This is a genomic window from Dyadobacter ginsengisoli DSM 21015, from assembly GCF_059568735.1.
This window is the reverse complement of sequence record NZ_JCANTY010000001.1, coordinates 189,550-204,333: the sequence shown is the minus strand read 5'-3', so window position 1 is coordinate 204,333 and position 14,784 is coordinate 189,550. Positions and strand designations below refer to the sequence as shown.

General features: G+C 50.7%; 10 protein-coding genes. 4 read left to right on the top strand and 6 right to left on the bottom strand.

The annotated features are described in order from the left end of the window. Nucleotides 1-87: 87 nt before the first annotated feature. The 3 genes from BP71_RS00655 to BP71_RS00645 are packed head-to-tail and all read left to right on the top strand — an operon-like array spanning nucleotide 88 to nucleotide 2,777. Complete coding sequence (locus BP71_RS00655) at nucleotides 88-459, top strand: BlaI/MecI/CopY family transcriptional regulator (RefSeq protein WP_496375522.1); 372 nt, start codon at nucleotides 88-90, stop codon at nucleotides 457-459. After that, the gene (locus BP71_RS00650) at nucleotides 446-1,915 is read left to right on the top strand and encodes a M56 family metallopeptidase (protein WP_496375520.1); all 1,470 of its coding nucleotides are present in this window, start codon (nucleotides 446-448) and stop codon (nucleotides 1,913-1,915) included. Before BP71_RS00655 ends, BP71_RS00650 begins: the two co-directional genes overlap by 14 nt. Nucleotides 1,916-1,922: 7 nt before the next feature. Next, a complete protein-coding gene (locus BP71_RS00645) occupies nucleotides 1,923-2,777 on the top strand; it encodes an alpha/beta fold hydrolase (RefSeq protein WP_496375518.1) in 855 nt (284 codons plus the stop codon). Between the two features lie 119 nt (nucleotides 2,778-2,896). Here BP71_RS00645 and BP71_RS00640 read toward each other — a convergent pair whose 3' ends face one another. Together BP71_RS00640 and BP71_RS00635 are read right to left on the bottom strand one after the other, a co-directional pair. After that, on the bottom strand, nucleotides 2,897-3,280 hold the full coding sequence (locus BP71_RS00640; RefSeq protein WP_496375516.1) for an ABC transporter permease: 384 nt from the start codon (nucleotides 3,278-3,280) through the stop codon (nucleotides 2,897-2,899). Between the two features lie 188 nt (nucleotides 3,281-3,468). Beyond that, nucleotides 3,469-5,877 carry an ABC transporter permease gene (locus BP71_RS00635; RefSeq protein ID WP_496375514.1) on the bottom strand — a complete coding sequence of 803 codons (2,409 nt, stop codon included), beginning with the start codon at nucleotides 5,875-5,877 and terminating at the stop codon, nucleotides 3,469-3,471. Between the two features lie 262 nt (nucleotides 5,878-6,139). Between BP71_RS00635 and BP71_RS00630 the strand changes: the two genes are divergently transcribed. Continuing rightward, the gene (locus BP71_RS00630) at nucleotides 6,140-7,213 is read left to right on the top strand and encodes a serine hydrolase domain-containing protein (protein ID WP_496375512.1); all 1,074 of its coding nucleotides are present in this window, start codon (nucleotides 6,140-6,142) and stop codon (nucleotides 7,211-7,213) included. A 111-nt stretch (nucleotides 7,214-7,324) separates the two neighbouring features. On the opposite strand, the gene BP71_RS00625 is transcribed toward BP71_RS00630, so the two are convergent. The 4 genes from BP71_RS00625 to BP71_RS00610 all read right to left on the bottom strand — a co-directional run bounded on the left by BP71_RS00625 (nucleotide 7,325) and on the right by BP71_RS00610 (nucleotide 14,665). After that, nucleotides 7,325-8,413, bottom strand: a complete 1,089-nt coding sequence (locus BP71_RS00625) for a Gfo/Idh/MocA family protein (protein WP_496375510.1) — start codon at nucleotides 8,411-8,413, stop codon at nucleotides 7,325-7,327. 112 nt (nucleotides 8,414-8,525) lie between these two features. Further along, a complete protein-coding gene (locus tag BP71_RS00620) occupies nucleotides 8,526-9,548 on the bottom strand; it encodes a glycoside hydrolase family 43 protein (protein ID WP_496377739.1) in 1,023 nt (340 codons plus the stop codon). Nucleotides 9,549-9,600: 52 nt separating this feature from the next. After that, complete coding sequence (locus BP71_RS00615) at nucleotides 9,601-11,415, bottom strand: RagB/SusD family nutrient uptake outer membrane protein (protein WP_496375508.1); 1,815 nt, start codon at nucleotides 11,413-11,415, stop codon at nucleotides 9,601-9,603. Between the two features lie 7 nt (nucleotides 11,416-11,422). Then, nucleotides 11,423-14,665, bottom strand: coding sequence for a SusC/RagA family TonB-linked outer membrane protein (locus tag BP71_RS00610; RefSeq protein ID WP_496375506.1), 3,243 nt, complete (start codon nucleotides 14,663-14,665; stop codon nucleotides 11,423-11,425). Nucleotides 14,666-14,784: the final 119 nt, after the last annotated feature.

Here is a 14,784-nt window from a genome sequence, read left to right as displayed (position 1 = left end):
CGCTGATTTAAAGCACATAACGCACAAATACGTTATATAACGTAAAAAATAGTTGTTAAACTTAAAAATACGTTATATGTTTGTTGTATGGATACACTGACAAAAACAGAAGAGCGGGTGATGCAGATCATGTGGGACTTGAAGCGCGGGTTTGTGAAGGATGTCATCGATCAAATGGGTGAGCCTTCACCACCGTACAATACCATATCCTCATTGATCCGTATTCTTGAAAAAAAAGGTTTTGTAGGTCACAAAGCCTATGGCAAAACCCACGAATATTTCCCATTGATCTCTAAACTGGCCTATCGCAGCTTCACATTCCGAAATTTCGTTGCAAATTATTTTGACGGGGCCTCAGGGAATGTTCTTTCTTTCATGCTGGAAGAGCAGGACCTTTCCGCAGAAGAAATTGAAAGAGCTATGAAGGAAATAAACAAAACAGGCGATGATGTTCAATGATGTAACTTTTTTTTCGTGGCTGCTCGGGGCTTCGCTTTCGTTAGTGGTCTTGTGGATTGTTTTCTCCTGCTTTTTTCGTAGCTGGACGTTCTTCGTCTTGAATCGCTGGATCCTGATTGGCGGAACCTTTGCCTGCCTTTTGTTTCCGTTGATAGCACCAGACTTCCTGCGCGGGCTGTTTAGTTCGGAAAATCTGAGTCCGTACCCTTCATTTGATATGCCCAATTTGGTGAATCTAAGAGCCGCAAAAAGGGCTATTGGAACAGGGCCGACAAGTACTCTGCAATTTTCTGACTGGTCATGGCCACTGATCGTTTTGATTTACTGGTTGGGGGTTGCTTTGATGGTAATCCGTTCATTGAAAGCATTTGCACAGCTTCGTGCTATCCATCTCGAGGCCGACTTGTTAAGTCGTGATGAAACAGCGATCACATGGGCACAAAGCCGGCTGCCTACCTTCTCTTTCGGCCGAAACATTTTTCTTAACGTTCACACACTGTCGTTACCCGCAAGCCAGCTGGCAACCGTGCGCCGCCACGAAGAAGCGCATGTATTGCAAATGCATAGTGCCGACAATATCTTTTTCGAATTGGTCTCCGCTATTTTTTGGTTCAACCCTTTTGTCGGAAAGTTGTTCAGATACCTGCGGGACGTCCACGAGTTCCTGGCCGACCGATGGGCCGTATCCGGCGATCAGGTCACAGATTATCAACAACTTCTGGTCACACTGGCAGCAGGCAGAACTGCAAACCGCATTACTCATACCTTTTCCAATTCTCAATTTTTTCGCCGGATAGCCATGTTAAACAAACCCAAAACCAATGCTATGGAAAGCCTGAAACTACTTTTACTTGTCCCGGCTGCTGCAACTGCGATGTTTTTATCTGCCTGTGTCGATCAGGGGCGGACTACGCCGGCCACCCCTCAAAGCGTCATCGTTACCCCGACCACCGGGCCAGTCATCTCGAAAATTACCTGGACAGGAATCCATGCACATTCAGAAAGTGAGCTAAACAAGTTATTAGCCATCAAAGTAGGTGATCGGTACGAACCCAGCCAGTTTAGAGACATGCTCGTAGGCCGGACCGGGTCGGTAACCAGTCTTTACATGAATGAGGGCTACCTCTTCTTTTACACCGATATCGCAGAAAAACTTGTTGGAGACAAAATTGAATTGACGCTGAATGTAAAGGAAGACGAGCGCGTCTGGATCAACGACGTCATTTTGACCGTGAAGAGCGGAGAGAAGTCAATGTCGGACGATGTGAGGCCGCTACTGGACGTGAAGAAGGGGCAATTGTTTAATCGCGAGTTGCTATTCTCCTCACAGGAAAAACTGGCAAAGAGCGGGTTGGTGCGACCCGATAGCGTTCAAATCAATCCGCTTCCGCTGCCTGAAGGAACCTCGGCGGAAAGAAGGCTCATGGACATCGAGTTTGTCGTACAGAAACCCTAGCGCGCGGATGCAGCGACTTCTTTGTTACCTGACGTTCTGTTGGCTCCTGGCTTCCTGCAGTGATCCCAAAAAGCCGGAAAAGCCCGTCATGTACGGTTCCAATGGCGGAAAATATCTGACCATACACGGAACGAGGATCTACTACGAGGAATACGGCAGCGGCGCTCCGCTGTTGCTTTTACATCAGGGCCTGGGGTCCATAGAGAACCTGGGCGGCATCATTCCGCAACTGTCCGAACATTTCAGGGTAATAGCACCCGACGCTCCCGGGCACGGACGATCCGAACAAGCCGACAGTCTGAGCGGCGATTTGCTGGCGGAATATTGTTCGGTATTAATCGATTCACTTCAACTGGATAGTGCATACGTCTTGGGATGGAGCATGGGAGGAAATACCGCACTCCTGCTTGCCGCAAACAGACCTGACAAGATAAAGAAGGTAGTAAGCGGAGCTTCCAATACAAAATCCAGTGGACTGACACAAGAAGGCCGCGACCTGCTGAAGGAATACACCGTGGAAGCGGTAAGAGAAGACGGAGATTGGCTGAAACATTACCAGAGCATGAATCCCCAACCAGATAAATGGGTTAAATTCTGGGAGGACACTCAAAAAATGTGGGCAAGGGAAATCAAGGTTCCGGACGATAAACTGTCCGGAATCGATATTCCTGTCCTGGTGGTCCGCGGGGACCGTGACATGATCAAGTTGGAACACAGCATCGAGATTTTCAGATCGCTTAAAAATGGTCAGCTATGTATTTATCCGAACACGGATCACGAGATGCCTGATGAAAAAGGACTTATTCTGAGCAGAATAGCGATTGATTTCTTTCAGGAAAACCGCGCAAATCGGGCCCCTTAATGGCCACGGATCTCATCGGAGATTCGGATAGTCAGTAGCACCTACCTGGCAAAGGGGTTCATTTCCACAACAATGGATTCCTGGGTTTAAGGCCGCGGAATGTGCCAAACAAAAACCGGTTATTCACTTCTTAATGATTTAACCGGATTCAGGAGTGCGGTGGCTATCGTTTTGCCGCCAATGGATATCAACACCAGGAAAGCTGCGGTACTATTCCAGAAAAACGCGCCTCCGAGCACCGAAAATCCTTCTGGCAAGCCCGCAGTGTCCACCAATACCGGCCTCAAAACCACGACCAGTCCCACAGCCACTCCTCCCGCCAGCATGTTGACCAGGACTGTTTCCACCAGGATCTGTGTTCTGATCTGCCCCTGGGTAGAGCCGACTGCTTTTCTGACACCGATTTCCCGCGCCCGATCGAGCGCCTTGGACGTTGTCAGATTCACGTAGTTGACAAAGGCACTGAGGAGCACAAGTATTGCCACACCCAGGAGAAAGTACACCGACCTTGCCTCCCCATTCGCTTCTGTCTTATAGGTTATGGGAATACAGATGAATGTCGCTGTCCGCTACCGGGCGCGTGTCTTCAACCAGAAGTCAGGATTCCTCTTCATCCCGATCCACACCTCATAACCCTGGCTTCCCGATTTCGTCAGGAAAGATTAGGCTTTGCATTTCAAATGAAAACACCCTACTCGCTGCGCAAGCTTTTCACAGGATCGAGCATTGCTGCATGGATGGCCTGATAGCTTACAGTGAGGAGCGTGATCGCGAGTGTACCGAGGCTGGCTGCCGCAAAAATCCACCAGGAAATTTGAGTATGGTACGTATATTTTTCCAACCAGGACTCCATAGAAACCCCCGCGATGATCGTAGCTAAAAAGCAGGATACGACCACCAGCATTAAAAAATCGCCCGACAGCAGCTGCCACAGGTTGGCGACCGATGCACCCAACACTTTGCGGATACCTATTTCCTTCGTCCGTTGTTCCGCAATGAATGAAGCCATTCCAAAAAGACCCAGACAGCTGATAAAAATTGCCAAACCTGCAAACACAGCTGCCAGCTTGCTGATCCTTTCTTCCGCAGCAAACTTTAAAGCATATTCCTCATCCACAAATTGGAAATTGAATGGTGAACCGGGACTATACTTCTTGAAAACGGCTTCAATATTTTTCAATGCTGCACTTGGACCAGCGGTTGGATTGAGCCTGGCTGTAATAAATCTGCCACCGCGATGATGAATGAAAAAGATGGATTTCCTGACCGGGTCGTACGGTGATTCCATGATCATGTCTTTGATCACACCAATGACCTTGAATACCCGCCCGTCCCAGGTCACCGTTTCCCCGATCGCATCATTCAAATCGCGGTTCCCGATACCCATGAACTTCGCCGCCGCTTCATTGATCACAAATCCGGCGGAATCAGAGGAAAAAGTCCTGGAAAAATCACGCCCTGCGATAAACTCCCAACCAACCGTTCTTCCGAAATCATGTGAAACACCGATTGTAGCAAATTCGGAATGCAGCCCCGGATCCTTCCCTTTCCAGTTGAAACCGACGTTGGCCGAAAAAACCTCGGTAGGCGGACCAGCCGATTCAGCCATGGATGTCACGCTTCCGGCTTTCAAAAGGTCATCCATAGCAGCATCGAAATGCTTATGAATGTCCTGAGTGTTTACCAGCATCGTCACCAGGCCCCGCCTGTCGTACCCGATCGGGCGATTTTTGGCATGAAGGATCTGTTTGTAAACCACAACTGTACCAATGATCAATGTGACGGAAACAGTGAATTGTACTACCACCAGGATTTTCCGCGGTAACGTCGCCCGGAGTCCCGGAGGAGCCCATTTACCTTTAAGTGCTTGGATGGGCTGAAATGAAGATAGGTAGAGTGCCGGGTAGCTGCCTGCAACAAGTCCGGTCAGGAGCGTGAACACGATGCCGCTCAGCAAAAAACCCGGTTCGTTTACCGGAATGCGCATTTGCTTGTCCGCAATTTCGTTGAAAAATGGCAGGATCAGCCAGGCCAGTAGTAATGAAAGGAAAAAAGCAAAGGATACGACAAGGAAGGATTCAGTGAAAAACTGGCCTGCCAATTGCGACCTCACCGAACCGATCGCCTTCCGGATCCCTACCTCCCTGGCCCGCTTCTCCGAACGTGCGGTGCTCAGGTTCATAAAATTGATACACGCCAACAACAATACAAACACACCGATGACGCCAAAAAGCCATACAAACTGAATGCGCCCGGCCACATTCAAGCCATTACTCCATTCAGAATACAGGTGCCAGCGGCTCATCGGATGCAGCAGTATTTGCGGCTTGAATTTCAACTCACTTTCACCGGCCTTTCTAAGTTTGATGTCCCTTATTTTGCTGGAAACTGCCTTTACGTCGCTATTCTTTGATAGCTGGACCAGGATTTGGAATGAACTGCTTTCCCACTCATTGTTTTCTACCGCATCCTTCACCCATGGGGTAGATGAGGCAAATAAATCAAATGGCGCTATGAATCCCAGTTGATGAAATTCCGAGTTGTAAGGAATATCTTCATAAACTCCGACCACCTTAACATCCAGGTCATTATTGATTTTCATCATCTTATCGACCGGATCGGCATTCTTAAAAAATGCTTTTGCCACGGATTCGGACAGCAGGATCGTTGCCGGATCTTTTAACCCTGAAGCGCTTCCGCTTTTTATTTTCAAGGACAGCAATTCAGCTGCGCCCACAGACATGAAGTTCCCCGGTTTGGTAAAACTGGTCTCGCCATAAGCCAGCACATGCCTTTGCAGCCACGAGGCAATCACGACCCGCTCAAAATCTGTTCCAAAACTGGTTTGTAATTCTTTAACCAACGGAGCCGGGACGTTGCTGCCCGTGTTTACTTTTCCGTCGAGGGTTTGCTGCTGCATTACCTGCGCAATTTCCCGGTAATTTTTGTGGTATTTGTTAAAAGACAATTCATCATAAATCCACAGCCCGATCAACATAGCGACCGCCATCCCGGCCGCAAGGCCACCGATGTTGATTGCAGAGTAGGCCTTGTTCCTGGCAAGATTGCGCCGCGCTATTTTAAAGTAATTGCTGATCATGTGCGTTTGCAGTAGATTGGAAAGGTGCCATTGACGAATTGTCCCGTTAAGTTAGTGACATAGATTGATGAACAAAAAGTTTATCCAACGCTCCCCGGGAGGCGCGAGCCTGAGCTATATCGCCGCATCTCAACTTGTTTTATGAACACTTTTGTAAATATTAGAATTTAATAATAATTGTACATGCTACAATTATTGCTTTTTTTACCAAAAAACGGAACAGTTACCGGCAGGCTACTCCTCAACCCGATCAATTTCCAGCATGAAACACCTCATCCCTGTTTTGTTCGTCCTGATTTCCGCGCTCGCCACGGCGCAACACAAAAGTGTCGATCAGGTGGTTAGTTCTTATGTGCAGAACAGGAATTTTAACGGAGCTGTGTTGATTGCCAGGAAGGGCAAAATCGAGTATCTGAAGTACACCGGCATTGCGAACCGGCACTATGGCATTCCGTTTTCCCCCGAAACCAGATTCCAGATTTTTTCGGTCACCAAGGCATTTACCGCCGTTTTAATCATGCAGCTTTACGAACAGGGCAAAATCAGCCTTGACTCGACGATTTCCGCTTACTATCCCGAATATAAGGGTGAGGCCGGACGTAAAGCCACGATCAGGAACTTGCTGACTTATAGCAGCGGCAGGGACATCCGGGAAATGCAAAGCAAATTTATCGCAGAAGCTTATGATCAAAATCTCTGGCCTGTGGACACTTTTATCGCCAGGTATTGCTCCGAAAGGTTAATAGATGTCCCCGGGACAAAATTCAATTACAATAACGGGGACTACATCATTTTGGGAAGAATCATCGAAAAAATCTGTAAAAAACCGTTCGACGAGGTTTTGAGAGACAATATCCTCACTCCTTTGAAAATGCATAATACCAACTATCTCCGACACGAAGATATTGTGCAAAATCTGGATGAGGGTTACCGAAGCATTGGGACCGGCTCCGATTCGTTGATCATGCCCACCAATCATTACATGGACAACCACTTTTCAGCCGGCGCGATGTACGCCACACCGGCTGACCTGCTCGTTTTTGACCAGGCCATATTCAATCATACACTGCTGAAAAAGGAAACGGTCGAACTGATGCTCACTCCTTATAAACACCTGGCTGATACAGCTTTTGGTTTTTGGGTGTATCCGAAGAAAATAGGGGGCTACGAGACCATCTTTGCGGAAAGACAGGGCGGCGGCTATGGACATGAGTCAAACTGGGTCCACCTGATGGACCGGGACGTCACACTTATTTTACTTTCCAATACGGATGCAGTCGAACTCAATAGGATGAGGCTGGATATATTGGAAGCTTATCTGGCGAATGATAAGTGACATTATTGGGTGTCGCTCCTATTTCCGTTCGGCATCACATCGGTGTCGCCTTTTTCAGCGGTGAGGATTGCCGCCATCGGGCCGGCCTTGTTACGGCCAGCCCGATACAGTTTAAATTTTCACGCTTTTACCCGAAGCAACAGACTTGTAAATGGCTTCCACCACACGGATATCACGCAATCCCTCCTCTCCCGGAGCAATGAGCTCGGTATTGTTCATAATAGCCTGGCAATCTTCATCCATTTGCTTCGCCTGCTGGCTTTTGATGGGGAAGTTAATAATGGTCCCATCCGACATGCTGCCTTTGTTCCCGTTATAGCCCGAATGCGGTTCCAGTTTCAGCCAGCCTTTTTCATAGTTCACCTGAAGATAATTCATATTGATGCCGAAGCTCGTCTGGCAGGAAGCCTTCGCGCCGCTCGGAAAGTCGAGCATAAACATCATCGTTTCTTCCACTTCCTTGTATATCTCCGGCCGGGTGGTCGAAGCCTGCGCGTATACGCTGACCGGCTCCTCGCCTGTCGCCAGGCGGGCACCCTGTAATGCGTACACCCCCATGTCGCCCATAACACCACCGCCCAGCGCCTTTTTCTGCTTCCAGTGGTCGGTCCGGGCGTCGAAATAGCCCGCAGCGCTTGTGACCATTTTCACTTTCCCGAATTTTTGCTCCTTGGCCACTTTCATGTAAGCCTGGATGTTCGGATCGTGCTGGCAGCGATAGCCGATAGCCAGCTTCACCTTGTTGCTTTTGCAGGCGGCGATCATCGCCTCGCAGTCGGCCACCGAGGGTGCCATCGGCTTCTCGCAGAACACATGCTTGCCGGCTTTGGCGGCCCTGACTACATATTCGCGATGCATTGAAGGTGGCAACACCACATATACGATGTCGATATCCGGGTTTTTGGCAATCTGGTCGAAATTCTGATAGTTATAAATGTTCTTATCCGGGATGTTGTATTTGGCTTTCCAGGTCTCGGCTTTGGAAGGCGTACCGGTGACGATACCCGCGAGGTAGCATTTTTCGGTCATTTGAAGTGCCGGGGCCAGTAGGTCGGTGCTGTAATAGCCCAGGCCAACCAGCGCAATACCCAGCTTGTCTTTCTTCGGACCGGTTGCAGCAAGCAGCGGGTTTCCGGAAAACAATGTAGCAGCGCCCGCCAGTGTAAGTGTTGATAAAAAATCCCGTCTTTCGATTTGCATAACCTGTTTGATTGAAAATTTGAATGAGGTTGCCGGTATGGACACCAGTCTGGATTTTGTAAAAAGCGCGTAGCTGCACGCATTTACCAGCATTACCGCTTATATTTCCGGTTCAGGGCTCGATCGTTTGCATCGCCCCGTCCTTACCCCTCACAAGTTCCTGCACTTTCACGTTACGCAAGTGGGTTTTTCCTGAAATTTCGGTGTCATGATAAAAGATGTACCATTTTCCTCTGAACTCGACAATGGAATGGTGGGTGGTCCAACCCTGCACCGGTTTCATGAGCACACCCTTGTAGGTAAATGGCCCGTATGGCGAATCGCTTTCGGCATAGCAGAGGTAATGCGTGTCACCGGTGGAATACGAAAAGTAGTATTTGCCATTGTACTTGTGCATCCAGGCCCCTTCGAAAAACCGGCGGTCATGATCCCCTGCGAGCAGCGGCTTACCTTGCTGATCCAATAGCTGTACATCACGCGGTGTTTCCCCGAAAGTCAGCATATCCCCGCTCATTTTCGCCACCTTAGCGCTCAATGCGGGTTCCTGGTCATGCCCTTTACCCAAATCGGTGGAAAGCGTTTTGTCATAACTTCCCGAATGCCAGCGTTGCAGCTGTCCGCCCCAGATCCCCCCGAAATACATATAACTCTGCCCGTCGGTATCGGTAAAAACGGCCGGATCGATGCTGTAACTCCCGGGGATTGCCGTGGGCTCCGCCTTGAAAGGACCCACCGGGGATTTGGATGTGGCTACCCCGATCCGGAAAATGTCGTCCTTGTCTTTCACGGGAAAATAGAGATAGTACGTGCCGTTCCTGAAAGCCGCGTCGGGTGCCCACAGCTGCCGGCCGGCCCAGGGAATATCTTTCAGATCCAGCGCCACGCCATGGTCCGTCACTTTCCCTCCTATCCGGTCCATCGAATATACGTGGTAGTCACGCATATTGAAATGCCCCCCTTCATCGTCCTGCGGTACATTGGCTTCGATGTCGTGTGAGGGATAAACATAAATTTTACTCTCGAAAACATGGGCGGAAGGATCGGCGGTATACAGGTCGCTGATCAATGGTTTCACTTTGGCTTGCTGACATAGACCTGTTTCAAGGCCTATGCCACTTATCGCCACCAGGGTCATCAATCCGACCGGAAAAAGACTGCGGTTCATAAATGGGTTTGATTAATATGATTCAATATCCGGTATTTTGTGGAAAAGCAGGTCCTTCCACGACTCTATCGATCTGCGACTGAGGAATTGGCCTGAGCATATTGAAATCCTTCACATAAGGGGCCGCTTCCTGGTTCCATTCCTTCACGCGCCGCACCAGCGAACGCGTCCGCACCAGGTCGTGCCAGCGCTGCCATTCCCCAAAAAACTCCCGGCTGCGCTCATCGAGGATGAAATCCAGGGTCACGTCGGCGGCGGCAATGGTCATCGCCGTCGCAGCAGCGGCATTCTGCGCCGTAGTATTGCTTTTCCGGAATGCCGCCCGTTGCCGCACCACATTAATCAGGTTTGCGGCTTTCGTTGCATCACCAGCCTTGAAATACGCCTCTGCACCCGTCATGTAAACATCCGAAAAACGGTACAGAACGCAGGGCCGTGTGGACGGGTCGTTGAAGTTGGCACCGCGGCTCGGGTCCATAAATTTTTTTAAAGCAGGAAAAATCCCGTTGTTCCAAAGGCTTGGCGGCACCACAATGCCTTTAAAGGGCCTCGTGCCGATAAACTGCGGCGCTCCCGGAACTTCATAGTCGGGCAGCCACACGGCGGTGTCTGCGCCCGGAACCGTGGTATAGCCGATCCCGCGGGCATTGTTGGTAGCGTTGGCGGCATTGGTAATCGCAGTGTTCGAAATGTAAACAGTGTAAAACGAACTGGCGAAACGCGAATCGACATTCCGGTTTGTGAATGCCTGGTCGAGAAAATAGTTCTTGCCGGCATGCGGACCCGTAGCCAATTTGTCGGAATTCGGACGCATGCGAATGTAAGGACGGCCATAATAAGAATCGCGTATCATCCCGGAAGTACCGCTGTTGACAAATGCTCCCGCTGCATTTTTAATGGAATTGATACCGCTGTTGTTGGGGTAGTTCCAGTTGGTAAACCAGGGGCTCAGGTTTTGTGCCGCACCACCGCCTGCAGCCCCTCCTACGCTGTAATAGCCGTATTTCGGATCCAGCACATGATCGCTGACGAACATCGTTTCCTTGCCGTAATCATTCGCAGGCACGAATGCGTCCCCGTAATCCTGCCAGAGATCAAGTCCGTAAGCTGATTTGTTCGCAATAATCTCATCACATAAAGTTGCTGCCTTGCTAAAATCAGTCGCGGTATTGTTCAGCCAGCCACGGGTCAGGTAAGCTTTCGCCAGCAGGAACTGAGCAACAGGCTTCGTAGCCGCCTTGCCCAGGAAAGGCGCGGTAGGCTGGTTGGGCAGGTCTGCCGCCGCTTCCGTGAGATCTTTGATGATCAGCTCATAAACCGCAGCAGCTGGTTGGCGTGACGCCGCCTGAGAAGGTACCGTGATGAATTCGGTATGAAGCGGCACATCGCCCCACGTTTGAACCAGATAAAAATACCAGAACGCCCTGAGAAATTTAGCCTGGGCGAGGTATTGCTTCCGGGTTGCCTCCGGCAGCTCGATCGTCTGGCCGTATTGAAGCACGCCGTTCAGGGTATTGATATCCTGAAACGCAACACCCCAGGCCGAGCCGAAGTTACTGCCATTCAAACCGTTGTAAGTATAAGGAATCGGTGTACCAGCGCTGAGCCCCTGAATGAACTCGTCGGTCCCCGCCTGCATTTCGACGGTGAACCCTTCGGTCCCCCATTGGCTGCGGATGTCGTTGTAAACCCCTGCAATGCCTCCGAGCACACCCGACGGGCTGTTAAAATATGAGGGTACGATCTGGGATTGCGGATGCTCTTCGAGCACTTTTTCACAACCTGCGCTTAATGAAACGATCAGGCCCGCGGTGATCAGAATTTTTATGGATTTCATGGTCGGATTAAAATTTAAGGTTTACGCCTACAGTGAATTGCCGTACTGGCGGACTATTCAGGTTTACCGAGATCTGACGCTCCGGCGCACCACGTTCGCTGGCCCCTTGCGGGTTGAGCGTGGACTGCCCGCTGGCATAGCTGTTTCCTTCCGGGTCGACAGCCAGATCGTCTTTCACTAAAGGGGAATAAATGATGAATGGATTGGTCAGGTTGACATAGATCCTGGCCGAAGTCGCACCGATCTTCTTAATGATGTCGCTCGCGAATGTGTACCCCAGGTTAATGCTCCGGCATTTGATGAACGAGCCGTCATAATAGCCCAGCGTCGATCCGAAGTTGGCCACCGCGCTGCTGGCGTCGGGAGCCGGGAACGCGTTGGTCGGATTGGTGTCCGTCCAATAGTCGACCTTTACCTGGTTGACGCGGCTTTGGTTGAAGAATGCAAAGCCGCCCGATCCTGTGCTGTTGCCCGTCAGGTAAGGCACAAGTACCTTCATGCCCATGCGTGCATAGGTGACGATCGAGGCATCGAAATTCCTGAAACTAAAACGGCTGGTGAGCCCGCCTTCCCATTTGGGCTGGAAGTTACCCAGGATCTGCCGGTCGCTTGCGTCAATCTTTCCGTCGCCATTCAGGTCCTCGACCCGGATTTGTCCTGGAAATTGTACAGGAGAAGTCTGCCTGGCCAAGGTCCCGTTCTCCGCATCGCTGAGCTGCCATATTCCCAGTTTTTTGTAATCATAAATCACCGAAAGCGGCTGTCCTACAAACCATCCCGCACCCAGGTTGGCCTTTTCCTGCGGTGTGGTCAGCTGGGTGATTTTCTCGCGGTTGAAGAAGTAGGTTGCGTCTATGCTCCAGTTGAAGCCTTTCGGTTTTCTCACAATTTCAAAAGTGGCGGCTACTTCCAATCCCTTACCTTCGGTCTTCCCGAGGTTTTTCAGGGTAGAACCCGCGCCATTGCTCGGCGGGAGCGGTACGGACAGCAATATGTCTTTCGTTTTCTGATGGTACCAGTCTATCGAACCGGTAATGCGGTTGTTGAGGAAACCAAAGTCGATACCCACATCCACCTGCGAGGTCGACTGCCAGCTCAGGTTGCTGGCCGGAAGGCTCGTAACCGTGTAGGCCAGCTGCTGTCCTGCGGTACCTGTTCCGAAGTTGTAGTACCCGGCCGATAACGCACCCAGTGTCGAATAGGCGCCCACGTTCCGGTTGCCGGATATTCCCCAGCCGCCACGCAGTTTCAGATTGGAAACAAAGCCGATCGCCTTCATAAAACCTTCCTCGACCACATTCCAGCCAAGGCCGACGGCCGGATAATTGAAATACTGGTTGCCCGGAGACAGCGTTGAAGAACCATCCCTGCGCAGGGTCAATGTCAACAAATAGCGGTCGGCATAGCTATAATTAAGCCTACCCATGTACGAAAGCAGCCCGGTTTCCGAAAAAGAATTGCCAAAATCCGAATTCGCGACAGGCTGGCCCGATGCCAGCGAGAAATTCGAAGTTTTGATATAATCCGCAGGCACACCGGTTACCGTGAAGCGGCTGCCCAGCGAATGGTTTTTAGTATATTCATAAAGTGCGGTAAAACCCAGTTTATGTTTGTCCGCGAACGTTTTGTCGTAATAAAGCAGATGCTGCAGGTTTACGTCCCAATATTCGGTATTGCTGATCTCAGCCGTGGACGAAGACTGCACGGTGGCGGAGTTGAAATAGGTCAGCGGGCCATTGTAACCGTTGTAATTGGACTGGCTGAAATTCAAACCTGCATTGAAACGGTATTTCAACCCTGGCAATATGTTCACTTCTGCGTACAGGCTGTTGAATGTCCTCATCGAGCGTGTGCGACCGAGAAACGAGTCTTTTTTGGTCAGCATCGTCAGCGGGCTCACCCCGGCTGCGTCAATGGAGCCTTCAGAGGGGAACGTATTCACGCTGCCGTCGGCGCTGTAAGGTGATGCGAGTGGTGTCAGACGCACCAGCCCGCCCGGTACCCCGCCTCCGCCCGGTGTATTCTGGTAGGTCAGGGTATTGAGTGTATTCAGCCCCACCCTTATATTTTTCCCAATTCGCTGGTCTACCGTCGCGCGGAGATTGAACCGCTGGAAGTTCTGGTTAGGAACAATGCCGGTTTCATTGAAATAGCCCAAACCCAGCGAGTACTGCGTGTTCTCGACCCCGCCCTGCATGCCCAGCTGGTGATTGGACATAAAGCCGGGCTTATAAATCAGGTCCTGCCAGTCGGTGGATACGCCGTTGTCAAGCGCCTCCTGTTCTTTCGGCGTGAGCAAATAGCCCGAGGTACCAGGGCTCGTCCGGTTGTATTTGGCCGCGTCCGCTTTGAACTGCGCATATTCCGGGCCATTCATGACATTGAATTTGCCCATGATCCGGGTTTCGCCGTGGTAACCATCATAGCTGAATACCGGCTTTCCTACTTTTCCTCTTTTGGTCGTCACCAGGATTACTCCGCCGGCCCCCCGTGAACCGTAAATGGCAGTTGCCGAAGCGTCTTTCAACACTTCCAGACTGACGATATCGTCGGGGTTGATGTCGTTCAGGCCACCGAAAGGAATCCCGTCGACCACCACCAGCGGACCATCCAGCCCGTCGCTGGATCCCGAACTGGTGGTAAGCGTCCTGTTACCGCGGATCCTGATCTGTCCCTGCGAACCGGGCGTGCTTCCGTTGCTGACAATGGACACGCCCGCCGCCCGGCCTTTCAACTGGCTGATCAGATTTGGCGCAGGAACTTCCTTCAATGTCGATTCACTCACTGAAACCACCGAGCCGGTTACGTCCCGTTTGCGCTGCGTTCCGTAGCCGACTACCACCACTTCTTCCAGCACCTTATGATCCGGAACCAGCGACACGTTGATCATTTTCTGATTGCCTACGACCACCTCTTTGGAAACATAACCGACGAGCGAAAACACCAGCACGACATTCTCGTCATCCTGAACATTGATCTTGAAATTACCGTTGGCATCGGCAATCGTACCGCGTGTGGTAGATTTCACCAGAATACTGGTGCCGGGTAGTCCGTCGCCCCCCTCACCGGTGACCCTCCCGGCAATTTCGACTTCCGCCGCCCGGAAATGTCCCGTCTCGTGTCGGCTCCGCTCGATGCCCGAGCCGCGGACTAAACTGACCGGGCTCGCCACGATGGCCAACACCACCGGCAATCCAATGGCCCGCAGTGCATTCAGCCGGTTTCTCTTATTCAGTAAAAAGTAGCACATAGGCTTGCAGGGTTTTTGTTGAAAATTTTTATTTGTCATTTTGACATTATATTTTTAGAACATAATGATTCCAATAATTTATATTAACACATCAATGAACGCGCTAAAAAGAAATCGCA